Below are 25634 nucleotides of genomic sequence, written 5' to 3' on the forward strand. Positions count from 1 at the left end.
GCCACGGCCCGACGCCATGCGCGAGCCGCCGTCCGCCGGCACCTCGCCGCCGAGCGGTCGGCGTAGCGCGCGGGGTGGGGCCGCGCCACCGGCCCGCTCCCCCCGCGCGCCGTCCGCATGCGGCCTCCAGGCCGTGTGCTTAGGGTGGAACCGCAACCGCCGCGGGAGGCGTAAGCCATGCACAGGCCGTGGTGCCGGTGACCAGAGGAGGGATCCGCTGATGGACGAGGACGTCTTCGCGGACCCGGAGGCGATCCGGCGGCTGACCGCGTACGGCCGGGACGGCACGCGAATCGGCCCCGTCGGCGACGTGTACGTCAACGACATGGGGCGCGGCCCCGAGTGGGTGACGGTACGCACCGACGAGGACGACAGTGGCGGGGACATCCTCGCCCGGCCCGAGGGCGACATCTTCGCCCCGCTCGACGGTGCCGCGCACACCCGGGAGGGCGTGCTGGACCTGGCCTTCACGGCCGAGGCCGTGCGCAGCGCGCCCAGGATGGACAGCGAGCAGCACCTCGGCATCGTGCAGGAGCAGGAGCTGTTCTTGCACTACGGGCTGGCGATTCCTGCGCACGAGGCGTCGGGGGCGCCCGGCGTCGGCGACCAGCGGCCCAAGTGGCCGGTGGTGGCGGGGGAGGCGGACCTGCGGGACGTCAAGGAACTCGCCGAGGAGCCCCCGGCCCGCACCGCGCGGCTGCGCAGGTACGTGCCCGGCGAGTCCGTCGCGGAACCCCAGCCCGACCCCGACCCGTCCCCCTACTTCGGCGGGGACCGCGGGTGAGGCCGGTCAGTGCTCCGCGCGCCGGTGCGGATGGGCCGGGTAGACACCCAGCAGGCGAACCTCGGACGAGAAGAAGTCCAGCTCCTCCAGGGCCAGCGCGACCCGGGGCTCGTCGGGGTGGCCCTCGATCTCGACGTAGAAGCGGCTGGGGTGCAGTCCCGCGCCGATCTGGTAGCTCTCGATCTTGGTGAGGTTCACGGCGTTGCTGGCGAAGCCGCCCAGCGCCTTGTACAGCGCGCTGGGGATGTTGCGCACGCAGAAGAACAGGCTCGACATCGTCGGCTCGCCGCTGTGCGCGGGCATCGCGGCATCGCGGGACAGCACCACGAAGCGGGTGGTGTTGTCCGGGTCGTCCTCGACGCCGGCCCGCACCGCCTTGAGCCCGTACAAGCGGCCCGCCGCGGGCGGGGCCAGCGCGGCGTGCCGGGGGTCGCCCAGCTCCGCGATCTCGCGGGCGGCACCCGCCGTGTCCTGCGTGACCAGCGTCCGCCAGCCGCCCTCGCGGAGGATCTTGCGGCACTGGCCCAGCGCGTGCACATGGCTGCGGACGCACTCGATCTGCTCGGCCGATCCGTCCGGCACGGTCACCAGGTCGAAGCGGATGGGCAGGAAGTGCTCGGCGACGATGGACAGACCCGACTCCGGCAGCAGGTGGTGCACGTCCGCGACGCGGCCGGCGGCGGAGTTGTCCACCGGGATCACCGCGAGGTCGGCGGTGCCGAGCGTCACCGCGTCGAGCGCCTGCTCGAAGCTGGTGCACGGCAGGCCCGTACCGCCTGGGTAGAGGTCGGCGGTCGCAGCGGCGGAGTTGGACCCCGGCTCCCCCTGGTAGGCGATCGTGACCACGCGAACCTCAGCTTCCCACCCGGCCGGGTGCCTTCGCCCTCCCGTCGGAAGCGCTCCCGGAATTCTACGACCCGCGCCGTCCGTCACGATGCGGCAACGAACCCGGCCGGATGCCGGGGAGCGGCTCGACCTCGATATGTAATGGCTCCATGCCTACTTCGTCTCTTACGCCACTGGTGCGGTCCTGGATCGAGGGATGGGTCGTCTCGCGCGGCGCGGCGGACCCGGAACCGGAGCCCTGGGGGTGGAGCATCGATGTCGGAAATCTCGCCCAGTCGAGGCGGCACGTGCTGGTCGACGGCGACGAGGCCACGGTACGCGGGCTCGCCGCGGACAGTGCCGCGCCCGGCCGCTGGCTCAAGGTCTTCCTGCCGCGGGTGACGACCGCGCACGACGCCCCGAACGCGGCGGAGGACATCGTCGCCTCCTGGCTCGCACCGGGCTGGACGCTCGGCACTCCCGGCTTCCTGATGACCACGGAACTGCGGCACACCCCGATCGACGTCCCCGCAGGCCACCGCGTGCGGACCTGGACCCGCGGCGGGGTGATACGCGTGGCCCTCACGGCGCCGGACGGCGCGCTCGCCGCGCGCGGCCAGATCGCCCCGACCGGCGGAACCGCCGTCGCCGACCAGATCGCGACGTCGCCGCTGCACCGGCGCAAGGGCCTCGGCTCGGTGGTGATGCGCACGCTGCACCATGCCGCGCTGGAGCGCGGCGCGCACACCGGTGTCCTGGTCGGCACGGTGGAAGGCCGCGCGCTGTACGAGGCGCTGGGCTGGCGGACGCACGCACCCATGGTGAGCGCGAGCTTCGGCTCACCGTGAGCGGGCGCCCCGCCGGAGCGCCCGCCGAGGCGGAGTACGCCGCCTTCAGCCCGCGGCGGCGAACCGGCCGCAGAGCCAGTTCCCCGGCTCCACCGGATCGTCGCTGGTCCAGAACTGCCGCCACAGCAGGGCGAATTCCTCCCGGCTGAGATGCCCGTCACCGTTCAGGTCGAGCAGTTCGAAGACGCCTGTCATGTCGACGGACCGGCCGTTCCAGGTCTCGACCAGGGTGCGGTGCTCCGCCGGGGAGATGCGGCCGTCGCCGTTGGCGTCCACGGCGTCGAAGACGGTGTCGGCGGTCGCGGTGACGTCCGCGATCATCGAGGGCAACCGGTCCACGAGCAGCAGCACTTCACCGAGACCGACCGCACCGTCCCCGTCGGCGTCACCCGCCTCCAGCAGCGCCGCCCACCAGCCCATCAGCAGGGTCTCCACCCGCGTGCGCAGCTCCGTCCCCGGCCCCACCGCCGGGAGCCGGCTCCAGCGGGCGACCAGCGCCCTGAAGTCCTCCTCGCGCAGGTAGCCGTCACCGTCCGCGTCGAACGCGCCGAACATCCCCACGAGCTTGCGCTCCTGAAACGCGCTGGCCATCGGGCGCCCTCCCTTGTCGCACGCCGAACCTGGCATATGTGACGATAGGCTTGGGCGCCTCCGTGTGCCCACGGGCACATGCGTGCGGGGAGTCACCCTCGCGGTCGAGGTGAGGGTATCGGTGCTGGTCGTCGTGCCCGATGCGGCCGGCCGGTCCCTGACGTACGCGTCGGCCCGGACCGGAGCGAACCGCCGCCCGTGCTGCGGGAGTCGCCGACAAGCCGGCGCACCCGCGGGGAACCGCTGCGAGCGCCCGGGACGTCTCTGCGTGCGGGGGTGGTGACATGAGTCAGCCATGGGGAATGAGCGGGCCGGACTTCCTGGTCGCCTACGCGGCGGCCTTCGCTGCCGCCGGGGTCGCGACGGCACTGCTGCGAGCGGGATTCCGCAAGCGGCACGACACCGACCCGACCGCCGGGACAGGTCCGGCCGGCGTCTACACGCTCGCCGTCGTCGGCGGCGGCACCTCGCGGGTCGTGGACACGGCGGTGCAGGCACTCCTCGAGGACGGCCGGCTCCGCGTCAGCAGGGACCACCGGATCACCGCCTGCGGCACACCGACCGCGGACGAACCGGTGCAGCAGGCCGTCTTGTCCTGCTTCGGCGGCGCCAAGGGTGTCGACCTGTCGACCGTCCGCGCCCGCAGCGCCGGCAGCGAGCCGGTCCGGCGGACCGCCCAGGACGCCGTCGACGCCGGCCTGCTCTTCGGACCGGCCGACAGGAGGGCGTCGGTGGCCACCGCCCTGCCGCTGCTCGCGGTCTTCTGCGTGGGCGTGGCCAGACTCGTCAACGGCGTCCACCTGGGCCGCCCGGTCGGCCTGCTGGTCGTGGCCCTGCTGGTCAGCGGCGTCATTTTGGTGGCCACCGCCGCGAAAGCCCCGCGCCGCACCCTGGCGGGGGACAGGCTGCTGGAGCGGGGTCGGCAGGGCGCCGCGCCCGCCCCGCGGGTCCTCGACTCCCCGGGTGCGGGCGGATACGCATCCGCCGCCGGCGGCGACCTGTTCGTCCCCGCGGCGGTGCTGGGGGTGGCGGTGCTGGGCGCCGAGGGCATCGCCGATCCGGCCCTTCGGCACGCGCTCTACGGCGGGATGTCCGGGACCTCGGGCTCCGGCGACTCCGGCAGTGGAGGGAGCTGCGGCGGCGGTGGTGGGTGCGGGGGCGGATGCGGTGGCGGGTGCGGCGGATGACGGTCGCGCCTCCCGCTCTCGGTTATGGCATCGGCTGGCGGCCGCGGATCGACCTCACCGTCGAGCGGCTTCCCGGTGTCGACTTCGTCGAGGCCATCGCCGAAGGGCTCGCCCCGAGACGGCTGTTCACCTCGCTGCGGCTGCTGCGGGACCGCGGCACGACGGTGATCCCGCACGGGGTCTCGCTGTCGCTCGGCGGCGCGGAGCGCCCCGACCCGCGGCGGCTGGCCCATCTCGCCGCGTGCGCGGAGGCGCTGACGTCGCCGCTGGTCAGCGAGCACGTCGCCTTCACCCGGGCCGGCGCGTGGAATGCCGGGCACCTGCTACCGGTGCCCAGGACCAGGGACGTGCTCACCGTACTCACCGAGAACATCAGGATCGCCCAGGACCAGCTGCCCGTCCCGCTGGCGCTGGAGAACATCGCCCCGCTGCTGGCCTGGCCCGACGACGAGCTGACCGAGGGGCAGTTCCTCGCCGAACTGGCCGACCGCACAGGTGCGTTGCTGCTGGTCGACGTCGCCAACCTGCACACCGCCCACATCAACCTCGGCACCGACCCGCACCGGGTACTGGACGAACTCCCGCTGGAGCGGCTGGCCTACGTCCATGTGGCGGGCGGGGTCGAGCGCGACGGCGTCTGGCACGACACGCACACCCATCCGGTCGGCGGGCCGGTACTCGACCTGCTCGCCGACCTGGCCGCCAGGACCCGGCTGCCCGGCGTCCTGCTGGAGCGGGACGGCGACTACCCGGCCGACAGCGAACTCGCCGCCGAACTCGCCGCCATACGCGGCGCCGTGGCCAGGGGCGGGCATGTCCGCGGCTGAGCGGGCCGCGCTCGGCGCGGCGCAGGAGCGGCTGCTCGCCGCGCTCGTCGGCGGCGCGGAACCGCCGCCCGGCTTCGACGCCGAACGCGTCCGGGTCCAGGCGCGGGCCCTGCGCGCCAAGCACGCCCACGCCCACGCCGCCGTCTCCGCCCCGGCGCCCCGCCGCCTCCGCCTGTTCGCCCCGCGCGGCGGCCGGCCGCCGAAAGGGCCCGCCAGGGGCGACGGGCCGTGCGACGCCCCCGCGTGAGGGCGCGGACGGGACCGCGGGGGCGGCCGGACGTCAGCCGCCCGGGGTGTTCTCGCCCTGGGTGCAGACGACGAACAGCGTGAGGTCGGCCGGGGCCCCGAGCGTCCCGGGGCGGCCGCGATCCGCCGGCGCGAGGTCCTTGCGGACGGTGATGACCCAGCCGGTGGCGTCCGGGGTCGGCCGGCTCTCCAGCAGGTCCGCGGGACCGCGGCCCAGCGCCCGCCCCTGGGGCGCCGAGAGGGCGAACCCGCCGCTGAGGACGTTCTCCTCCGGCGGGCACATCAAGGTCCGCGGGGTGCCGTCGGCGCCGCCCCTGATCACACTGCCTTGCACCGCCTGCGGCTGAACGGTGGTCTGTGCCCCGGCTGTTGCTCCACCACCGGCCATGACGACGAGCACCGAGGTGCCCGCGGCCGCGGCGGCGCGCTTGAGGGTCCTGCTGATCACTGAACGCGCTCCTTCCAGCTGTCCTCGCACTTCCGCCGAAGCGGTTTCGGTCATTGCAGCACGCCGTCGACCGGAACCACGGTCGGACACTCTCAGTGACTTCTATCGAGTGACCGTGCGGCAATCGATGCTGTGTCCACCGGTGTCGATGAACGCAGCGTGATCAAATGTCGCTGTCCGTCATCAGTTGTACGGCTCTGCGGCCGCTGGATGCCGCGCGCCGTCTGCCCCGTCCGCCCGCGCGGCCGGGCTGAGGAGTCCGATGTCACCCACCAGATCAGGTACGAGTCCGCGCACCAGGCGGCCGGCAGTGCGGGCGACCTGGGGCGCCGTGCTCGCCCTGGGCACGACCGCCGCCCTGACCGCGCCGCTGACCGCGGCCTCGGCCGCGTCCGACCCCGGCACCGGGGACCGCGACGTGCGCGCCGTCCAGACCGAGTACCCGCAGACCACCCGCACCCTGCGCCTGAAGATGCTCACCGAGACGCAGGCCAAGGACAACGCGAAGTTCGACCCGGCGCAGTTCGGGAAGTTCGCCGACTACTTCTCCAGCCCGGACTTCGCCGCGCACGTGGCCATGCTGCCGACCGGCAAGGTGCTGCTGTTCTCCTTCGAGAGCGTCGAGGACAACCCGCAGAAGGAGCCCGCGCCCACCGACGTCATCGGCAGCCGCAACGCGGGCACCGCCTATGTCTGGGACCCGGCCGCGGGGGAGGGGCCGGCCGCCTTCAAGGCCGTGCCGCCGCCGATCGTCGACATGCCCGACGGCACCAACCAGCCGCGCCCGGCGCCGTTCTTCTGCGCCGGCCACTCCTACCTGCCCAACGGCATGGTCGGCGTCTTCGGCGGCAACCTGGGCGGCAACGGCGGCACCGGAGCCAAGCTCGCGCTGGTCTTCGACCCGTGGACCGAGACCTGGCACCAGCAGCAGGACCTGTCGGTCGGCCGCTGGTACCCGACCGTGGTCACCGACGCCGAGGGCCGCCAGGTCATCATGTCCGGCCAGTCCGAGCTGGGCTGGGGCACCCCCACTCCGGTCATCGAGGAATTCCCGGCACGGCCCGGCGCCGTACCGCTCAACCCGCGCAAGGCGCCCGACGGCGTCGCCTCCGGTGTCTGGAAGTCCGAAGCGCCCTACCGCATGGACTACCCGCACCTGTTCTCGCTCAACGACGGGAAGATCTACGGCTTCGGCCGTGACGCGGACCAGGAGTGGCGCTTCGACCCGGCCGACCAGACCCGTACGCAACTGCCCGACCGCCCCGACGGCGGCCTGCGCAACTACGGTTCCGCCGTCGCGCTGCCCAACGGCACGCAGGGCCCCGACTCGGTCCTGATCCTCGGCGGCAACCGCAACGACCCGAACACCTACCGCTTCTCCGGCGGCGCCTGGCACAAGGACACCCCGCGCGCCTTCGGCCGCACCCAGGACGACACGCTCATCCTGCCGGACGGCACGCTCTTCACGGTCAACGGCTCGTACGACATCCGCAACTACGGGAACGGCGACCTCAATCCCAACGCCGACCTCAAATACCGCCAGACCGAGACGCGCGGCGCCGACGGCACCTGGCGGCTCGGGCCCGAGCAGCGCCTGCCGCGCGGCTACCACTCCAACGCGGTCATCCTCCCCGACGGCCGCATCATGGTCACCGGCGACGAGCTCCAGCAGATCGCCAACAACCCGGACATCAAGTCCGGCCTGAACGGCACCATCGAGATCTACGAGCCCGCGTATCTGCACCAGGGCGCGCGCCCGGTGCTCAGCAAGGTGCCCGCCGGGGCGGTCGGCTACGACGCCGCCTTGACGGTCGGCACCACCACGCCGGGGCAGGTCTCCCGCGCGGTGCTGCTGGCGCCGATCACCTCCACCCACGCGGTCGACACCAGCCAGCGGCACCTCGACCTCCAGATCACCGGCCGCTCCGGCAACCAGCTCACGCTGAAGACCCCGCCGTCCGCGAACGCGGCGCCTCCCGGCTACTACATGCTCTTCCTGCTCGACGACAAGGGCGTCCCCAGCGTCGCCAAGTGGGTCCGGCTGGCCCCCTGACCCCGTCCATCGCGGGTCCGGTGCGGCCGCGGCCGCACCGGACCCGCGGTGGGGACCGTCAGCTCCCGCCGCCCAGACGGCGGGTTCCGCCGAGGTGGCGGGCGAAGAAGCGGACCGCGCTGTCCACCTCGAACCTCGGCACCTGCTTGTGCGCGCCCGCGTTGGCGTGCAGCGTCTTGTCCCGCGACGCGAAGGCGTCGAACAGCGCGAGACCCGAGGCGCGCGGGATGTGCTCGTCGTCCCACTGGAGCACGAACTCGATCGGGACGCCGATCCGCTTGGCCGTCTCGGCCAGCGGGTCGTGCCAGAAGATGCCGAAGACCGCGGCGCCGATCCTGGAGTCGGCCGCCACCAGCGGCACCCCGATCGCGGTGCCCATATTCAGGCCGAAGTAGCCGACCGGCCCGTCGCTGCCGATCTCCGGCAGCTCCTGCAGCGCGTCCAGCGTCGCCCGCCACTCGGGCACCGCACGCTCCGCGAGGTGGGCGTTGTAGCGCACGACGATCGGGCCGACCGCCTCGCCCGTCGCCATGGCCTGCTGCATGAGGGCGATCTCCTGCTCGTCGTACGCGGTACGCGGCCGGTCGCCGTGGCCCGGCGCGTCGATGACGGCGACGTGGAAACCGCAGTCGGCCACGATCCGCGCCGCCCGGCCCGCCATCGCGGGCGCCTTCTTGTGCGTGCCGCCGCCGTGGCCCATCAGGACCAGCGGCGCGCGCTCGGAACCGCCGCCCGCGTCCCGGGCCGGCGACCAGAGGACGCCGGGTACCCCACCGATGGTGAAGTCGCGTTCGAGTACGCCGTCCGACGACGTCGCGGCGCTGAAATCAAGTGTGTTCATGGTGTTGCCCTGCGGGAGTGCCTGGGTTGTCGAGGCGCTCCCGGCGGCGGCTACGTCAGCCGCCCGGCCGTGAAGGAAAGGGGGAGCACCCACTCACATACAGCGATCACGGGTCTCACCTCCTCGCGCGGTGTCACGGTGCCCGGACGTTACCAACGAGGCGCCGCACCGCCAACCCGTTTTTCGCCCCGCCGCTCCTTTCCCGGCCGCGGCACCCGCCGCCCGCTCGGCAGGCCCCGCTCGGCAGGCCCCGCCCGGCGGACACGCCTCCGCCGGCCCCGGTCGCGAGAAAGTCCCCTCCCCACCTGCGATTCTCTGTCAAGAGGGGTGAGACGCCACGGCTTTCATAGGTTCATGGGCACTCATCGCGCCGTTCTGTGAAGTTCCGCTTTTTTCATTGACAGCGGAAAAGAACACCCCTACGTTTCCGGCCATGTGCCCAGCGCCCCTGCACGAGACGGTTCCGGCGACGACGCCCGCCGCATCCCTGGTCTTCACGACCGTGCTGTCGCACGGCCCGCTCACCCGGGCCGAGGTCGCGCGGCGGACCAGTCTGTCGCCGGCCGCGGTCACCAAGGCGGTGCGGCCGCTGATGGAGGGCGGCTACCTGGTGGAGGACCTGGACGAGGGCGCCCGGCCCGCCATCGGTCGGCCGGCCAACCTGGTGCGGGTCGACGGCGGGCGGGCGCTCTTCATCGGTGTCAAGGTGACCGGCGACGAGATCATCGGCGTGCTGACCGACCTGTGCTGCCGTATCCGGGTCGCTCGGCACATGCCGCTCACCGGGCGGGAGCCCGCGGTGGTGCTGCCGGCCCTGATCGCCATGGTGCAGGAACTGCTCGTCGAGGCCGACGGTTTCGGCGTCCGGGTGTGCGGTCTGGGGATCGCCGTGTCGGGCGACGTGGACCGGCTGGACGGTGTGGTCAGGTACTCGCCCTTCCTGGACTGGCGGGACGTGCCGCTCGCCGACGTCGCGGGCACCGCGACCGGGCTGCCGGTCACCGTCGACAACGACGTGCGGGCGCTCACCGTGGCCGAGCAGTGGTTCGGGGCCGGAGTGGGGCTCTCCGACTTCGCCCTGGTGACGGTGGGCGCCGGCATCGGCTGCGGCCTGGTGGTGCACGGGCGGGTGGTCTCGGGGGCGCACGGTGTCGCCGGCGAGATCGGGCACCTGTCCATCGACCCGCTCGGGCCACGCTGCCACTGCGGCAACCAGGGGTGCGTCGAGGGCATCGCGTCGGACCCGGCGATCCTGCGCGAAGTCCGCGCCGCCACCGGCAGACCGCTGGCCTCGGTGGCCGAGGCGCTCGAACTGGCCCGCGGTGGCGACCCGTCGGCCCGGGAGGTCTACGCGCGGGCCGGCGAGGCGATCGGCCGCGCCATCGGCTCGGTGGTCAACGTCCTCGGCCCGGAGCGGGTGATCATCTCCGGCGAGGGCTTGGCCGCCTACGACCTCTTCGCCGAGGACATCCGCACCGCCTTCGTCCGCTCCGCCTTCGGCACCGCCGCCCGCTGCGACCTGATGACCCGTCCACTGCCCTTCGAAGAGTGGGCCAGGGGCGCCGCGGCCACCGCGATCCAGTCCTTCATCGGACCCCACACCTACCAGGACTGAGGCCCCCAGGCCTACAGCCCCCGGAACGCACCACCGGTTCCGGCACGCCTTCCCCCGTCTCCCACAACAGGAGGTCCGACCCTCATGTGGTCATCCCCGTACCCGGCCCCGCGCGCCGGCGCCCTGCGCCGCTCCGTCAGAGCCCTGCTGGTGCTCGCGGTCACGGCCGGTCTGGCCACCGGTGTCCCCGCGGCCGGTGGAGCCGGCGCGGCCACCCCCGCCCCCGCGTCGACCGACGGCAGCACCGCCGCGACGCCGTACATGGGCTGGTCCAGCTGGAGCATGCAGTCCTCGCAGTACCCGGGGCTCAACCCGAACGGCAGCTACAGCTACCTCACCGAGGCGAACGTCCTGAAGCAGACGGACGCCCTCGCCTCGAAGCTGAAGCAGTACGGCTACACCTACGTCAACATCGACGCCGGCTGGTGGATGGACCAGGCCTGGACGCCCGGCTACGACCAGTACGGCCGGCAGCGGCCCGACCCGGTCCGCTTCCCCCACGGCATGAAGCCGGTCGCCGACCACATCCATGCCAAGGGCCTCAAGGCCGGCATCTACCTGCCCGTCGGCCTGGAGAAGGGCGCCTACGGCGACGGCAAGGTGCCGATACTCGGCGCCCCCGGCTGCACCACCGCCGACGCGGTCTACCCGGACCTGCGCACCACCAACGGCTGGGACAGCGCCTACAAGCTGGACTTCGACAATCCCTGCGCGCAGGGCTACATCGACTCGCAGGCGCAGGCGCTCGCCGGGTGGGGCTACGACTTCCTCAAGCTCGACGGCGTCGGCCCCGGTTCCGGCAAGTCCGGAAGCAACTACGACAACGTCGCCGACGTCGCCGCCTGGCAGCGGGCGATCGCCGCGACCGGGCGCCCCCTCCACCTCGAGGTGTCCTGGTCGCTGGACATCGGCCACGCCGCCGACTGGCGGCGCTACTCCGACGGCTGGCGCATCGACACCGACGTCGAGTGCTACTGCAACACCCTTGTCACCTGGGAGAACTCGGTCAACGACCGCTGGAACGACGCCCCCGCGTGGAGCGGCAAGGCGGGCCCCGGCGGCTGGAACGACCTCGACGCGGTGGACGTCGGCAACGGCGCGATGGACGGTCTGACCAAGGCCGAGCGGCAGAGCTACATGACGCTGTGGGCCATCGAGAAGTCCCCGCTGTTCACCGGCGACGACCTCACGGCGCTGGACGACTACGGCGTCTCCCTGCTGACCGACAGGGAGGTCATCGCCGTCGACCAGAACACCTCGCCCGTCGCACGCCCGGTCACCCCGGTCGGCGACCAGCAGGTCTGGGCGACCAGGAATGCCGACGGCAGCTCCACCGTGGCCCTGTTCAACCTCGCCGGGGCACCGGCGTCGGTCACCGCGGACTGGGCGGCCCTCGGCTTCACCGGCGGCGCCTCGGTGCGCGACCTGTGGAACAAGCAGGATCTCGGCACGTACAAGGACCGGATCACCGAGGCACTTCCCGCGCACGGCTCCCGGCTGTTCACCGTCAAGCCCGCCGGCCGCCCGCTGGCGACCACCGGATACGAGGCCGAGTCCGCGGCCAACACCCTGGGCGGCAACGCCTCCACCGCCGCCTGCGACGCGTGCTCCGGGGGCGCGAAGGTCGGCAACCTCTACGGCGGCGGGACGCTCCGCTTCAACAACGTCACCGTGAAGAAGGCCGGCATCTACACCGTCAAGGTCCGCTACGTCAGCGGCGATCCGCGTGCGGTGACCGTCTCGTCCAACAGCGGCAACGGCACCAGCCTGCCCTTCCCCTCCACCGGTGACTGGAGCACGCCCCAGGACGTCAGCGTCCAACTCGCCCTGAAGGCGGGCGCCAACACGATCACCTTCGACAGCGGCGCCGACGGATACGCGCCCGACATCGACCGGATCGACGTACCGCAGACCCTCTGACTGCCCCGGGAGCCGGGGCCCGGTGCGACCACCGGGCCCCGGGCCCCGGACCCCGCGACCCGCCATGACACCGCAGGACCGCTCCCGCCGTTCCCTCACCCTGGAGTGCAGCACGTGGACATCCACCCCAGCGCAACGCCCGCCGAACGCCCCAGCCGCCGGGGCTTCCTGGCCCTCGCCGCCGCCACCGGCGCCACCGCGGCCCTCGGCGGCCTACCGGCGTTCACCGCGTCGGCCGCCCCGCTGCGACCGACCGTGTCGCCGCTGCTGCCCGCGGCCGACGCCGCGCGGAACCAGTTGTGGTGGCAGGCACCGGGAGCGGCCGGCTCGATGATCGGCCAGGGCCTGCCCGTCGGCAACGGGCGGCTCGGCGCGCTCACCGGCAACGACCCGGCCGCCGAACTGCTCGTGGTCACCGACGCCACCTTGTGGACCGGCGGCCTCAACGACACGCTCCAGGACGACGGCCAGTTCCCGTACGGCCGCGACGACTTCGGCTCCCTCACCCTGCTGGCCCAGCTCACCGTCGCCGTCCCCGACCACGACCTGGGCGCGGTGAACAACTACCGGCGGGTCCTCGACATGGCCCAGGGCGTGGTCACCACGACCTACGAGATCGGCGGCGCCCGCTACCAGCGGCAGATATTCGCCAGCCGCCCCGACGACGCCGTGGTGCTGCACTTCTCCCAGCGCGGCGGCGGCAGTTACACCGGCACCGTGTCGCTGGCCGGCACCCACGGCGAGACCACCACCGCGGACGGCGCCGCCCGCCTGGCCTCCTTCGGCGCGGCCCTCGGCAACGGCCTGAAGTACGGCGCGGCCGTCACCGCCACCAGCAGTAGCGGCAAGGTCGCCGTGCACGGCACGACGCTGTCCTTCACCGGGTGCCAGGACCTCACCGTCGTCCTCAGCGGCGGCACCGACTACGCGCCCGACGCGGCCGCCGGCTTCCGCGACCCGTCCGTGGACCCCGAAGCCCTGGCCGGGACGAAGGTGCGCGACGCGGCCCGGCACTCCGCGACCGCGCTGCTGCACACCCACGTCGCCGACTTCCTCGCCGTCTTCGGGCAGTTCGACATCAGCCTCGGCCAGTCCTCGCCGGCGCAGCGCGCACTCGACACCTGGCAGCGGGTGCAGGCGCGCTACCGCGACGACGTCCCCGACCCGGAACTGGAGGCCGCCTACCTCCAGTACGGGCGCTACCTGATGATCTCCGGGTCCCGCGGCAGCCTGCCGATGGGCCTGCAGGGCGTGTGGCTGGACGGCAACGACCCTGACTGGATGGGCGACTACCACACCGACATCAACATCCAGATGAACTACTGGATGGCCGACAGGGCGGGCCTGTCCGGCGGCTTCGACGCCTTCGCCGACTACTGCCTGGCCCAGCTGCCCTGCTGGACCGACACCACCCGGCGGCTGTTCAACAGCCCGGCCAACCGCTACCGCAACTCCAGCGGCAAGATCGCGGGTTGGACGGTGGCGATCTCCACCAACCCCTACGGCGGCGGAGGGTGGTGGTGGCACCCGGCCGGCAACGCGTGGCTGTGCCACAACCTCTTCGAGCACTACGAATACACCCAGGACCGCGACTACCTGGCGAAGGTCTACCCGCTGATCAAGGGCGCGGTGGAATTCTGGGAGGCACGGCTGATCACCACGACCGTCACGGACGCGTCGGGCGCCGCGCGCGAGGTCCTGATCGCCGACAGCGACTGGTCGCCCGAGCAGGGGCCGCTGGACGCCAAGGGCATCACCTACGCCCAGGAGCTGGTGTGGAACCTCTTCGGCCACTACCGCACCGCGACGCAGGCCCTCGGCAGGGACACCGCCCACGGCGCGGCCGTCGAGGCGCTGCGGGACCGCCTCTACCTGCCGGTGGTCAGCCCGACGACCGGCTGGCTGGAGGAGTGGATGTCACCGGACAACCTCGGTGAGACCACGCACCGCCACCTCTCGCCGCTGTTCGGCCTCTTCCCCGGGGACAGGATCCGCCCCGACGACTCCACCCCGAAGGACATCCTGGCCGGCGCGACGGCGCTGCTGACCGCCCGCGGCATGAACAGCTTCGGCTGGGCCAACGCGTGGCGGAGCCTGTGCTGGGCGCGGCTGAAGGACGCGGAGAAGGCGTACCGGCTCGTCGTCACCAACCTCAGGCCGTCCGCGGACGGCAGCAACGGCAGCGCGATGAACCTCTTCGACATCTACCAGGTCGACAAGGGCCGCGGCATCTTCCAGATCGACGCGAATTTCGGCACCCCGTCGGCGATCGTCGAGATGCTGGTCTATTCCCGCCCTGGCCACGTCGAGCTGCTGCCGGCGCTGCCCGCCGCCTGGGCGGCCGCCGGCTCGGTGTCCGGCGTGGGCGTACGCGGCGGTTTCGTCGCCGACCTGGCGTGGCGGGACGGCAAGGTGACCCAGGCGACGCTGCGCAGCGTGGGCGGCCGTACGACGACCCTCGCCGCCGGCGGCACGTCCCGCCGCGTGGACCTCAAGCCGGGGGAGTCCGTCACCCTGCGTCACTTGTCATGACCGCGCGGGGCGGGCGGGAGATCGTGCTCCGTCCGCCCCGACGTGGCGCCCACCTGCGCAGCGGTTGATGTCAGGCGGCTTGTCCGTGTGTGATGAATGCATTATCGTCTTGGTCATGTCCAGTGCACACAGTGTCTTCGACGCGCCCACGGCCGGGGGAATCCCGCTCGTGATGCGTCGGCATGTCGACCTGTGCCACTGCAACGGCGACCTCTGTACGCCCTGACGCGTAGCCGCCCCTGACGTCCGTCCCCCGCCGCCGTGCGCACCACGCCACGGCGGTCCCTGACGGCCCGGGCGGTCTTCCGGCGCTCCGCGCCAACGCCTCACCACCCGGCCCGGTCGTCCGCCTGCCGCTCCTGACCTGCCTCACCGCTGTCGAGCGCGCGGCACCAGCTGCACCGCGCCGGCCCACCGCTCGCGGTGCCCGGCTGTGTCCGCTCTCTTCCAGGAGTCCCCCCTTGCCTGCCTTGCTCAAGAGAACCCCGTTCTGGGCCCAGATCCTCGGCGGTCTGGTCCTCGGAGTCGTCCTCGGGCTGATCGCCCGGAACGGCGACGTGAACTGGCTCACCGAGACGCTCACCCGGATCGGCAACATCTTCGTCCAGCTGCTCAAGCTGGCCGTGCCGCCGCTGGTCTTCACCGCGGTCCTGGTCAGCGTGGTCAACCTGCGCAACGTCACCAACGCCGCGCGGCTGGCGCTGCGCACGCTGATGTGGTTCTGCATCACCTCGCTGATCGCGGTGAGCATCGGCCTGCTGCTCGGCCTGATCACCAAGCCGGGCGACGGCGTCCACCTCAAGGCCGCCGCGCTGCCCGACGAGCTGCACAAGGGCAGCTGGGTCGACTTCCTGACCGGCATCATCCCCACCAACGTCGTGGACGCCTTCAGCGAGCCCAACGTGCTGCAGATCGTCTTCCTCGCCGTGGTGGTCGGCGCCGCGTGCCTGTCCGTGGGCGAGAAGGCCGAGCCGCTGATCGACCTCTCGAAGGTCGTCCTCGAGGTCGTGCAGAAGGCCCTGTGGTGGGTCATCCGGCTCGCCCCGCTGGGCACCCTCGGCCTGATCGGCAAGTCCGTCGCCACCTACGGCTGGGACCTGCTCAGGCCGCTGGGCACCTTCACCGTCGACGTGTACGTCGGCTGCGCGCTGGTGATGTTCGTGGTCTACCCGCTGCTGCTCGCCCTGGTCGGCAAGGTCAACCCGCTCAACTTCTTCCGCGGCGCCTGGCCGGCCATCGAGCTCGCCTTCGTCTCCCGCTCCTCGGTGGGCACCATGCCGGTCACCCAGCGGGTCACCGAGCGGCTGGGCGTGCCGCGCGACTACACCTCCTTCGCGGTGCCCTTCGGCGCCACCACGAAGATGGACGGCTGCGCCGCGGTCTACCCGGCACTGGCGGCGATCTTCGTCTCCGAGGTCTACCACGTGCACCTGGGCATCGGCGACTACCTGCTGATCGCCTTCGTCTCGGTGATCGGCTCGGCCGCGACCGCGGGCCTCACCGGCGCCATCGTGATGCTGACGCTGACCCTGAGTACGGTCGGCCTGCCGCTGGAGGGCGTCGGCCTGCTGCTGGCGATCGACCCGATCCTGGACATGATGCGGACCGCGACCAACGTCGCGGGCCAGATCGTGACGCCGGTCCTGGTCGCCTCCCGCGAGAAGATCCTCGACCTGGACGCCTTCAACAACCCGCGTGACCTGGAGGACGACGACGAGCGGCCCGCCGACGCGGACGCCGCCGCCGGCGACAGGGAGCTGGCCGGGGTCTGACGGCCCCTGCTGCTGCCCGGCGGCCCCCGGTCCTCCCGTACGGAGGCCGGGGGCCGCCGCGCGTCACCCGGTCGTCCGCCTCGGCCGCGGGCTCCTCAGGACGGCTTCGCCGTGCCCGCAGGGCCCTGGCGCTCCTGCGGCCCGCCCGGCGCGGCCGCCGCGCCGGGCGGCGGCGTCATCGCCCAGCGGATCGCGCGGGTCAGCCCGCGGCCCGCCAGCCGCACGCCGGTCTCCTCCAGCACCGGCAGGTAGGGCACCCCCAGCGGCACCCGGGCCCACAGCGGGAGCAGCGCGACCGCGTTGGCGGCCAGCACCGCGTACGGCGGGCGGGCCGCCCACGGCAGCGGAGGGCTGAGCAGCAGGAAGCGGGCGGCGTCGCGGGCCTGCGGGGTGGCGCGCAGCTCCGGGCGGTACGCGTCGAGCTGCGCGGCCAGTTCGGCCTGGTCGCCGGGCGGGTTCTCGACTCCGAGCGCGCCGGCCACCCGGGCGGTGTCGGCGACGTACGCGTCGTATCCGTCGTCGTCCAGCGGGTGGGCGCCGTAGCGCCGGTGCGCCCGCAGGAAGCTGTCGACCTCGGCGGCGTGCACCCAGCCGAGCAGGTGCGGGTCCGACGCCCGGTACGGCTCGCCGTCCGGGGTGGTGCCCGACACCCGGGCGTGGATGTCCCGCACGTGCGCGACCGCCTCCTCCGCGTCCCGCGCGGTCCCGAAGGTCGTCACGGCGAGGAAGGTGCTGGTCCGCTGCAGACGGCCCCACGGGTCGCCCCGGTAGCCGGAGTGGGCGGCGACCGCCGCCATCGCCAGCGGGTGCAGCGACTGCAGCAGCAGCGCGCGCAGGCCCCCGACGAACATCGAGGCGTCGCCGTGCACCGCCCGTATCGGCCGCTCGGGCCCGAACCAGCGCTCGCCGGCGGAGCCGTGGATACGCTCCCGGCTGGCCGGACCGTTCGGCCCCGCCACCCGCGCGAACAGCTCTGCCCCCACCCGGCGCCTGATCGCGCCGAGGCCGGGTATCTCCGGGTAGTCCACCACGGCTCCCACTCTACGGCGGGAGGCCGCACCGGTGCGGCCTCCCGCCCGCGGGGCCGCCGCGGGCGTACGCCCTCGCGCGCGGGTCCCCCTGGTGCCGCGACCGCGTGCGGGGGTGCGTCCACCGGGGCAGGATGGGCAGAAGGATCACACTGGCACCGTCTGTGGAAGGTCTGGCCCCATGCCCTTCAGCTATCGCAAGGACCTCGGCCTGCTCGCCCTGCGTCTGGGAACCGGCGGGGTGCTGCTCGCGCACGGTTCGCAGAAACTCCTCGGCTGGTTCGGCGGCGGCGGCATCGACGGCACGGCCGCGGCCATGGAGAGCATGGGCTTCACCCCCGGGCGGGAGAGCGCCATCGCGGCCGGCCTCGGCGAAGCCGGCGGCGGCGCGCTGCTCGCCCTGGGGCTCGCCACGCCCCTGGCGGGCGCGGCCGCGGCCGGCGCCATGGCCGGCGCGGTGGCCGTGCACGCGCCTTCCGGCTTCTTCGCCCACCAGGGCGGCTTCGAATACCCGGCCTTCCTCGGCTTCGTCGCGGCGGGCCTGGGCCTGGCCGGCCCCGGCTGCTACTCGCTCGACCGGCTCACCGGCCACCGGCTGAACAGCCCGGGCACCGTCGTGCTGGCCTTCGCCCTCAGCGCCGCCGCCGCCACCGTCGTGCTCAACCGCCGCACGGCGACGCTGGTGGCCGCGGGGGAGCCGGGTCCCCAGGCGGCGGCCGAGTAGCCGCACATCGCGCCGAAGGGGCCCCCGGCCGGCAGCCGGGGGCCCCTTCGGCACATCGGAGCCGGATCAGTCGGTCTCCGCCGACGGGAGGAAGGCGCCGGGTACGTCGTTCGGGGCGAGGATCTTCTTGTCGCCGGGGTAGGGCCTGGCCCAGTTGAAGGTCTGGTACCAGGTGAAGCGGTCCATCTGCTGGGGGTTGGCGAAGTCCGGGACCGCGTGCGGGCCCGTGAGGCGCTGGTGGGACTTCCAGCTGTTCCACTGCGCCGCCACCTGCCGCTCGGCCGCGGGCACCGCGGTCGTGGCGGGTACGCGGGTGGCCTGGGGGTTCTGGGTGGCGGGGGTGTCCGGGCCGCAGGACGGCTGCGCGGCCAGGCCGTCGGTCAGCGAGACGCGGTTGGGCACCGCGGTGAACGGCGTGTAGTCCGGCTTGCCGGTGAAGGCGCCGAACATCGGGGTGGCCGCGCTGTCCTTCTGGTTCATCGGCCGGACCCCGAGGATCTGCTCGATGGTGCGGACCATGGTGATCTGCGAGTAGTAGTGGTTGTCGACGGTGCCGTGCTGGGCGTAGGGGCTGATGACCTGGACCGGGGCACGGTGGCCGTCGACGTGGTCGAGGCCGGCCTGGGAGTCGTCCTCGACCACGAAGATCGCGGAGTCCTTCCAGTACGCGCTGTGCGTGATCTCGTCGACCATCTTGCCGACCGCGAGGTCGTTGTCGGCGACCTGGGCGGCCGGGCTGGCCGGGCCGCCGGTGTGGTCGTTGGAGAACCAGAACATGTTCAGGTTCGCCGGCCCGCTCTTTTCGAAGTCCTGCTTCCAGACCTGGTACTTGTACGTGTCGGGGACGTCGAGGTCGAACTGCGGGAAACCGGGCACCGAGACGCTGTTGAGCGAGGGGATCGCCGAACCCGTCGAGATCGGGTAGGCCGACGGGGCACCGGTGGCGTCCATGGTCTTGGCGTCGCAGTAGAGGTTCTGCCAGCTCGCACCGGCCGGCTTGCTCTCCAGCGACTGGAACTCGCCGTAGTCCTTCACCGACTTGCCCGCCGCCTGCGCACCGGTCCAGATGAACCCGGTCTTCTGGTGGCCCAGCACGTCGTTCTCGGTGTCGTAGCTGCGGGTGTACTCGCCGGCCGACGACTCGGTGTACTCCGGGTTGTCCGACTGCATCAGCCAGTTGTGGCCCTCGGCGGAGTTCGTTCCGACGTCGTAGAAGTTGTCGTACAGCCCGAACTGCTGGGCCAGCGCGTGCTGGTTGGGCGTGACGTTCTCGCCGAACTGCGTCAGCGCCGGGTTGCCGTCGCCCTGCGGCAGGTCGCCGAAGACCTGGTCGTAGGTGCGGTTCTCCTTGACGAGCAGGAAGACGTGCTTGATCGTCGAGGGGTCGCCGATACGCGCCGGCACCGGCACGGCCTTGGGCTTGCGGCCCTTGGCGGTGGTGGCAGAGCCGTGGTCCCAGCCGTTCTGCTGGAAGACCTTCGCGGTCTGCTGCCGGATGACGCGGTCGCCGGGCAGCGTGAACCGGGTGATGCTCGACGTCGTGTCGTGGGTGCCGTGCCCGGCCGCGGTGGTGGGCCGCAGGGCGTCGATCCCGCGGGTGTTGGAGACCACGATCTGCTTGCCGACCTCGGTGATCCCGGACGGGAAGTAGTCCGTCGGCAGCAGCCCGACGTAGCTGACCGGCTGCTGCGCCCCGGAGTACCTGTAGACCGCGACCGCGTTGGCCCGGCCGAGGGTCACCAGCAGGTGGCCGTCGTCGGTGAGCGTCACCGCGTTCGGCTCGTAGCCGACCGACGCCTCGGGCCACGGCTGCGTCGCGATGGTCTGCACGACCTTGTCGCGGGCGGTGCTGATGACCGACACCTTGTTGTCCGCGGTGTCGGTGACGAAGACCGCGCCGTTCCTGGCGTAGACCGCCGTCGGATGCAGGCCCACATCGATGGTGCCGACGGCGGCGGTCGTGTCGGCGGTGTGGATGACGCTGACCGTGCCGGTCGTCGCGGCACCGGTCCTGGGATCGGCCGGAACGTCGGTGCCGTAGGAGTTGATCGTGGTCTCGCCGGCCTTCGCGGGCCGGCCGCCCTCGTTGCTGACGTAGAGCTTGTCGCCCACCAGGGCCAGGCCGCGCGGGGCGGTGCCCACGTTCCAGCTCTGCGTGAGCGCCCCGGTCGCCGCGTCGATGGCGACGACCCGGTTCTGGCCGTTGACCGCGGAGTAGACGGTGGCACCGTCGGCGGAGAAGACCGCGGCGCCCACCAGCGCGTGCTTGGTGCCGTCCACCGGGATCGGGACGGCCACCGGGTTGGCCAGCGTGCCGTCCGCGTTCACCGTGAACCTGGTGTAGCCGTCGCTCTGGCCCAGCCACAGCTGCTTGCCGTCGGGCGAGTAGGTCGGGCCCTCCTGGCCGACGGAGGCGCTCTTGATCCGCAGGCCGTCGGCGGCGTTCGTACCGACCTTCTGCTTCACCGCACCGGTCGTGAGGTCCATCAGGACCAGCGCCGCGTCACCGTCGGCGACCGCCGCGGCCAGGGTGCTGCCGTCCGGGCTGACCGTGGACGACATGATCTTGCCGTCGTTGATGACCGTACGGGTGCCGTACGGGTCGATGTACTGGTCGTCGGCGACGACCTGGCCCTTGGGGGTGACCTGACCGACGTGCTGGGTGCCGAACTGCTGCGTCGAGGCAACAGCGGTGCCCGTGACGCCGAGAGCGACCGTGATGCACGCCGTCACCAGCGCGCTCCGGCGGCCGACACGTCGACCGAGAAGGCTGATCTGCGCCTTCTCGCCGGTCCGACGCTGTCGTACTACCTGCATGGGGTTATCCCTTCGGGGTGGTGTCGAGCAGCTCGACATTGCCGTCGAACTGCCACAGGGGGTTGGGTGCGTCCCCGATCGGGGTCCGTACCAGGAAGTAGCCGTTCACTTCCTTCGGTCCGTCGCCGTCGGCCACGAACCGCCCGTCAGACGTGATGTCGAGCTGGTAGACGGCGGTGCCCACCGCCTGGACGCCGGGGAGGTGCCAGGACACGACGCAGCGCCAGTCGTTGCCCGCGCCCTCGGCGGTGCGCTGGCCGCCGCCCTTGTTGCAGGCCGCCGAGACCCGCAGCTCCGCCTCGGTGACGGCGGGGCGCTTCAGCTCGGCGGTCTGCATGCGGTACAGGTGTGCGAAGGCGACGGCGACCGAGCGCTGGACCTTGTCCTGCCCGATACCGGAACCCGCCGACGGCGTCGCGACCGCGACAGCCGCGACGGTCGCGCCGAGCAGGGCGGCGAGCGGCAGCGCGCCGAGGGTGACCGCCCGGCGCCCGGTGCCGTCGTAGGAGGCGTTGGTGAAGTCGCGGCGGACGAAGACCGCGTACGCCAGCGCGGTCGCGGCCACCGCCCACACCAGGCCGACCGCGACGCCGATCGCCAGCGGACGCAGCTGCGCCGGGTCGGTGAAGAGGCCGTTCCAGGAGATGAAGGCGTAGCCGGGCAGTGCGAGGCGTACGGCCACCGGCAGCGGCAGCATCTGGGCGAGCTGCATGGCCAGCGCGACCAGCGCGGGCAGCAGCAGGCCCATCGGGGAGCGCCCCAGCGCGACGGAGCCGAGCAGCCCGATCGCGGCCAGCGCCAGGGTCGGGGCCAGCACGCAGGCCCAGGCGAGCAGCACCTTGCCGGCCGCGTCGGAGGGCGCCAGCAGGTGGCCGTCGAGGCCGACCAGCGGATGGTTGCCGACGGCGAGCAGGCCGCCGCCCGCGCTGGAGCAGGCCAGGCCGACCACCAGCAGCAGGACGACGGTGAGGCCGGCCAGCGCCTTGGCGGCGAAGATCCGCCGCGGCGACCTGACCGCCACCAGCAGGTGGCGCCAGGTGCCGAGCCGGTCCTCGGCGGCGAAGACGTCGCCGGCGACCAGCGAGGTCAGCAGGGGGAGCGCCCAGGTGCCGGCGAAGCCGAGGACCACCAGCGACCCGGCCCACCCGGTGGCGTGCATCCAGCGGCCGAAGAGGGTGTCGGAGGGCAGGGTGCTCTGCCGGCTCACCGCGGCGACGAAGAGCGCGGGCGCGGTCCAGCAGGCGAGGACCACCAGGCGGATGCGCCACTGGGACACCAGCTTGACCAGCTCGAAGCGGTAGCCCCGGGCAACCGAGACGCGGCGGACCGCGGCAGCGTTCTCCCCGGCGACCGGTGCGGTCGCTGTCGCGGTCATCGGCCGTCCTCCTGCGGTTGTGTGAGGGTGAGGAAGGCCGCTTCGAGCGGCGAGACCACGGGGGCCAGTTCGCGGATCGCGACGCCCTCCCGCACCAGCCGGGCGACCAGTTCGTCCAGGGCGGGCACCAGGGCGCATACGACCAGCGCCTCGGCGCCGCGCCATTCCCCGGCGCCTTCCACGACGCGGACGCCGTCCGTGCCCGCGGCCAGGGTGCGGGCGGCCCGCGGGTCGGAGGTGAGCAGCCGGTAGTCCAACTCGCCGTTCTCGGCGGCCAGCTTGCTCAGCGGTCCGGAGAAGACGACCCGCCCGGTGGCGAGGATGGTGACCTCGGAGCACAGCGCCTCCAGGTCGTCCATGCGGTGGCTGGACAGCACCACGGCGGTGCCCTCGGCCGCGAGGCGGGTCAGCACGCCGTGCACGTGCTTCTTGCCCGCCGGGTCAAGGCCGTTGGACGGCTCGTCGAGCACCAGCAGCCTGGGTTCCGCGAGCAGGGCCGCGGCGAGTCCGAGCCGCTGCCGCATGCCCAGCGAGAAGCCGCGGGCCTTGTCGTCGGCGACGTCGGTGAGCCCGACCTGGTCCAGGACGTCGTCGATCGCGGTGGTCCGCGCGTCGCGGCCGCCGCGCAGCGCGGCCAGCGCGGCGAGGTTCTGCCGGGCGGTGAGCGAGGGGTAGAGGCCCGGCCCGTCCACGAAGCCGGCGACGCCTTCGGGGGCGGCGAGCGCCCGCCCGACCGGGGCACCGAGGATGTGGAGGCTGCCGCTGTCGGCGGCGGCCAGGCCCAGCAGGAGGCCGAGCAGCGTCGTCTTGCCGGCGCCGTTGGGTCCGACCAGGCCGTGGATCCGGCCCGGCTCCACGTCCAGGTCGACGCCGTCGAGTGCGACGACTTCGTCGAAGCACCTGGTGATCCCACGAGCCCGCACCGCGGGGGGAGTTTCCATGAGTCCCTTCCTTCACAAACCTCCAGGGACGATAGGGAGGGCACAAAGCCCAGGCGCGGACAGGGAGTTGAACGATGTCTGAACGGGAGACGACGGCCTCCTGCCGCACCCCGGCGCGACTCTCGCCGTCGGGCCTTTGACCACCACGTCTTCGTGAGCACGTCATGTGGCGGCGAGTTGGCGGGTTCGCAGGGGCCACACGTGCCCCAGTGGTGCGGATCGCGGCGTCCGACTGCGTTCATCTTCTGGACGGTTCATTACTACTTCTTTATTGACGCTGCATTGCCCTGATGCTTCACTTCGTCCCTGAGAGCGCTCTCTCGCGGTTCAGGACCAACCGTGACCACTCCCCCCATCCACCACTCCAGGGAGAGCCGTGTCCGTTATTCCCTCTCGTCGTTCCGTACTGCGCGGGGCGGCCGTGGCCGCCGCGGTGCCGCTGGCCGGCGGCATCGCCGCCCAGTCGGCCTTCGCGTCGACCTCCTCGTCGTCATCGCACTCCTCGCACGACCCGCACCGGGGCCCCGACCTCGGGCCGAACGTCCTCGTCTTCGACCCCTCCATGGGCGACGCGGCGATCCAGGCGAAGGTCGACGCCGTCTTCGCCATCCAGGAGTCCAACCAGTTCGGCGACGAGCGGTACGTGCTGGCCTTCATGCCCGGTACGTACACGGTCGACATCAACGTCGGCTTCTACACCCATGTGCTCGGCCTCGGTGACAGCCCCGACGACGTACTGATCAATGGTCATGTCACGGTCGACGCCCAGTGGTTCGGCGGCAACGGTACGCAGGACTTCTGGCGGGCCGCGGAGAACCTGAGCGTCGCGCCTCCGGACGGCCTGAACCGCTGGGCCGTCGCGCAGGCCGGGCCGATGCGCCGGGTGCACATCAAGGGCGACATGAACCTGATGCCGAGCCCGCCCGGAAACGGTTGGTCCAGCGGCGGCTTCCTGGCCGACAGCGTGGTGGACGGCCAGGTGCAGTCGGGCTCGCAGCAGCAGTGGCTGTCACGCAACGACACCTTCGGCAGCTGGGCCGGCTCCAACTGGAACATGGTCTTCGTCGGCGTCCAGGGCGCCCCCGCCCAGTCCTTCCCCACGCCTCCCATGACGACGGTCGACCGTACGCCGGTCGTCCGCGAAAAGCCGTTCCTGACGGTGGACCGGCACGGCTCGTACCGGGTCTTCGTGCCCTCGCTGCGTAGCAACAGCACCGGCACCACCTGGGCCCGCGGGCGGGCCGCGGGGCACAGCATCCCGCTGTCCGACTTCTTCGTGGCCAAGCCCGGCGACTCGGTCTCCGAGATCAACCAGGCCCTGGCCCGCGGTCGGCACCTGCTGTTCACGCCCGGCATCTACGACCTGTCCTCGACGATCCGGGTCACCCGCCCCGGCACCGTCGTGCTGGGCCTGGGCTACACCACGCTGCGCTCCACGCACGGCAACACCCTGATCGAGGTCGCCGACGTCAGCGGTGTCACCGTCGCCGGTGTGCTGGTCGAGGCCGCCTCCGCGCACACCCCGGTCCTGCTCAAGGTCGGCGAGGGCCGCAGCCGCCGCCGCCACGACGGCGACCCGACCGTGCTCTACGACGTCTTCGCCCGGATCGGCGGCGCCGTCGCCGGCGGCGCGGGCATCAGCCTGCAGATCGACAGCAACGACGTCATCTGCGACCACCTGTGGCTGTGGCGCGCGGACCACGGCCTCGACGGCACAGTGGGCTGGTCGGTCAACCCGGCCGACACCGGCATCCTGGTGAACGGCGACCACGTCACCACCTACGGCCTGTTCGTGGAGCACTACCAGAAGTACGAGGTGATCTGGAACGGCGACCACGGCCGCACGTACTTCTTCCAGAACGAGAACCCGTACGACGTCCCCACCCAGTCCTCCTGGGTGCACGGCACCACCAAGGGCTACGCGTCCTACAAGGTCGGCGACCACGTGCGGGACCACCTGGCGTGGGGCCTGGGCAGCTACTGCTTCTTCAACCTCAACGCGGACATCTACACCGACCGTACCTACGAGGTGCCCGACACCCCGGGCGTCGTCTTCACCGACCTGATGACGGTCTGCCTCAACGGCCCCGGCGGTGGCGGCATGCTCCACTGCATCAACAACAGTGGCGACCCGGTCCAGAACGGCTTCGCTGTCTACAACATGAAGAAGTACACGAACGGCGTCGCGACGGTCTGACCGCCGCCGCCACGCCGAGCCCGACGATCGGGCGGGTCCCCCGCGGACCCGCCCGATCCGGCG

18 protein-coding genes and 1 pseudogene are annotated in these 25634 nt (G+C 72.4%); 11 read left to right on the forward strand and 8 right to left on the reverse strand.

All coding sequences use genetic code 11. From position 1 onward, the window contains the following. The first annotated feature begins 220 nt into the window (after positions 1-220). Positions 221-784, forward strand: coding sequence for a PRC-barrel domain-containing protein (locus BUE44_RS14700; RefSeq protein WP_073498218.1), 564 nt, complete (start codon positions 221-223; stop codon positions 782-784). Between the two features lie 6 nt (positions 785-790). Here BUE44_RS14700 and BUE44_RS14705 read toward each other — a convergent pair whose 3' ends face one another. Next, positions 791-1630, reverse strand: a complete 840-nt coding sequence (locus BUE44_RS14705; RefSeq protein ID WP_073498220.1) for a prephenate dehydratase — start codon at positions 1628-1630, stop codon at positions 791-793. Positions 1631-1779: 149 nt separating this feature from the next. On the opposite strand from BUE44_RS14705, the gene BUE44_RS14710 reads away from it, so the two are divergent. Next, on the forward strand, positions 1780-2457 hold the full coding sequence (locus BUE44_RS14710) for a GNAT family N-acetyltransferase (RefSeq protein ID WP_073498223.1): 678 nt from the start codon (positions 1780-1782) through the stop codon (positions 2455-2457). A gap of 45 nt (positions 2458-2502) precedes the next feature. Here the strand turns inward: BUE44_RS14710 and BUE44_RS14715 are convergent, their stop codons facing one another. Beyond that, positions 2503-3048 (reverse strand): EF-hand domain-containing protein, encoded by a 546-nt coding sequence (locus BUE44_RS14715; protein WP_073498225.1) that lies wholly within the window; start codon positions 3046-3048, stop codon positions 2503-2505. 284 nt (positions 3049-3332) lie between these two features. Here BUE44_RS14715 and BUE44_RS14720 point away from each other — a divergent pair, with 284 nt between their 5' ends. Both BUE44_RS14720 and BUE44_RS14725 read left to right on the forward strand, forming a co-directional pair. Further along, complete coding sequence (locus tag BUE44_RS14720) at positions 3333-4235, forward strand: TIGR04222 domain-containing membrane protein (RefSeq protein ID WP_079189738.1); 903 nt, start codon at positions 3333-3335, stop codon at positions 4233-4235. Further along, positions 4232-5285: pseudogene (locus BUE44_RS14725) on the forward strand (DUF692 domain-containing protein); the annotation flags it as partial. The gene BUE44_RS14720 and the pseudogene BUE44_RS14725, both read left to right, overlap by 4 nt. 57 nt (positions 5286-5342) lie before the next feature. On the opposite strand, the gene BUE44_RS14735 reads toward BUE44_RS14725, so the two are convergent. After that, positions 5343-5756 (reverse strand): hypothetical protein, encoded by a 414-nt coding sequence (locus tag BUE44_RS14735; protein WP_073498234.1) that lies wholly within the window; start codon positions 5754-5756, stop codon positions 5343-5345. A 262-nt stretch (positions 5757-6018) separates the two neighbouring features. Here BUE44_RS14735 and BUE44_RS14740 point away from each other — a divergent pair, with 262 nt between their 5' ends. Next, positions 6019-7809, forward strand: a complete 1791-nt coding sequence (locus tag BUE44_RS14740; protein ID WP_079189739.1) for a galactose oxidase early set domain-containing protein — start codon at positions 6019-6021, stop codon at positions 7807-7809. 58 nt (positions 7810-7867) lie between these two features. Here BUE44_RS14740 and BUE44_RS14745 read toward each other — a convergent pair whose 3' ends face one another. Further along, on the reverse strand, positions 7868-8650 hold the full coding sequence (locus BUE44_RS14745; protein WP_073498238.1) for an alpha/beta fold hydrolase: 783 nt from the start codon (positions 8648-8650) through the stop codon (positions 7868-7870). Positions 8651-9083: 433 nt separating this feature from the next. Between BUE44_RS14745 and BUE44_RS14750 the strand changes: the two genes are divergently transcribed. The 4 genes from BUE44_RS14750 (at position 9084) to BUE44_RS14765 (ending at position 16489) form a co-directional block, all read left to right on the forward strand. Next, complete coding sequence (locus BUE44_RS14750) at positions 9084-10265, forward strand: ROK family transcriptional regulator (protein ID WP_073498240.1); 1182 nt, start codon at positions 9084-9086, stop codon at positions 10263-10265. Positions 10266-10349: 84 nt separating this feature from the next. Further along, positions 10350-12185, forward strand: coding sequence for an alpha-galactosidase D (locus BUE44_RS14755; protein ID WP_073498243.1), 1836 nt, complete (start codon positions 10350-10352; stop codon positions 12183-12185). A gap of 114 nt (positions 12186-12299) precedes the next feature. Beyond that, positions 12300-14717, forward strand: coding sequence for a glycosyl hydrolase family 95 catalytic domain-containing protein (locus tag BUE44_RS14760; RefSeq protein ID WP_073498477.1), 2418 nt, complete (start codon positions 12300-12302; stop codon positions 14715-14717). 359 nt (positions 14718-15076) lie between these two features. Continuing rightward, entirely contained in the window at positions 15077-16489 is a 1413-nt protein-coding gene (locus BUE44_RS14765) for a dicarboxylate/amino acid:cation symporter (protein ID WP_079189740.1), read from the forward strand. 95 nt (positions 16490-16584) lie between these two features. Here the strand turns inward: BUE44_RS14765 and BUE44_RS14770 are convergent, their stop codons facing one another. Beyond that, positions 16585-17520 carry an oxygenase MpaB family protein gene (locus tag BUE44_RS14770; protein ID WP_073498479.1) on the reverse strand — a complete coding sequence of 312 codons (936 nt, stop codon included), beginning with the start codon at positions 17518-17520 and terminating at the stop codon, positions 16585-16587. 178 nt (positions 17521-17698) lie between these two features. Between BUE44_RS14770 and BUE44_RS14775 the strand changes: the two genes are divergently transcribed. Next, positions 17699-18241 carry a DoxX family membrane protein gene (locus BUE44_RS14775; RefSeq protein ID WP_073498247.1) on the forward strand — a complete coding sequence of 181 codons (543 nt, stop codon included), beginning with the start codon at positions 17699-17701 and terminating at the stop codon, positions 18239-18241. A 66-nt stretch (positions 18242-18307) separates the two neighbouring features. On the opposite strand, the gene BUE44_RS14780 is transcribed toward BUE44_RS14775, so the two are convergent. Genes BUE44_RS14780 through BUE44_RS14790 form a run of 3 tightly spaced genes read right to left on the reverse strand, consistent with a single transcriptional unit; the run spans position 18308 to position 23374 of the window. Further along, positions 18308-21058 carry a bifunctional YncE family protein/alkaline phosphatase family protein gene (locus tag BUE44_RS14780; RefSeq protein ID WP_073498249.1) on the reverse strand — a complete coding sequence of 917 codons (2751 nt, stop codon included), beginning with the start codon at positions 21056-21058 and terminating at the stop codon, positions 18308-18310. Between the two features lie 4 nt (positions 21059-21062). After that, the gene (locus BUE44_RS14785; protein ID WP_073498252.1) at positions 21063-22433 is read right to left on the reverse strand and encodes an ABC transporter permease; all 1371 of its coding nucleotides are present in this window, start codon (positions 22431-22433) and stop codon (positions 21063-21065) included. Beyond that, positions 22430-23374, reverse strand: coding sequence for an ABC transporter ATP-binding protein (locus tag BUE44_RS14790; RefSeq protein WP_073498255.1), 945 nt, complete (start codon positions 23372-23374; stop codon positions 22430-22432). The genes BUE44_RS14785 and BUE44_RS14790 overlap by 4 nt, the downstream gene beginning before the upstream one ends. A 376-nt stretch (positions 23375-23750) precedes the next feature. On the opposite strand from BUE44_RS14790, the gene BUE44_RS14795 reads away from it, so the two are divergent. Further along, positions 23751-25571 carry an adenylyl cyclase gene (locus BUE44_RS14795; protein ID WP_235002160.1) on the forward strand — a complete coding sequence of 607 codons (1821 nt, stop codon included), beginning with the start codon at positions 23751-23753 and terminating at the stop codon, positions 25569-25571. Positions 25572-25634: the final 63 nt, after the last annotated feature.

It is taken from the genome of Actinacidiphila paucisporea (assembly GCF_900142575.1).
Classification (GTDB): domain Bacteria; phylum Actinomycetota; class Actinomycetes; order Streptomycetales; family Streptomycetaceae; genus Actinacidiphila; species Actinacidiphila paucisporea.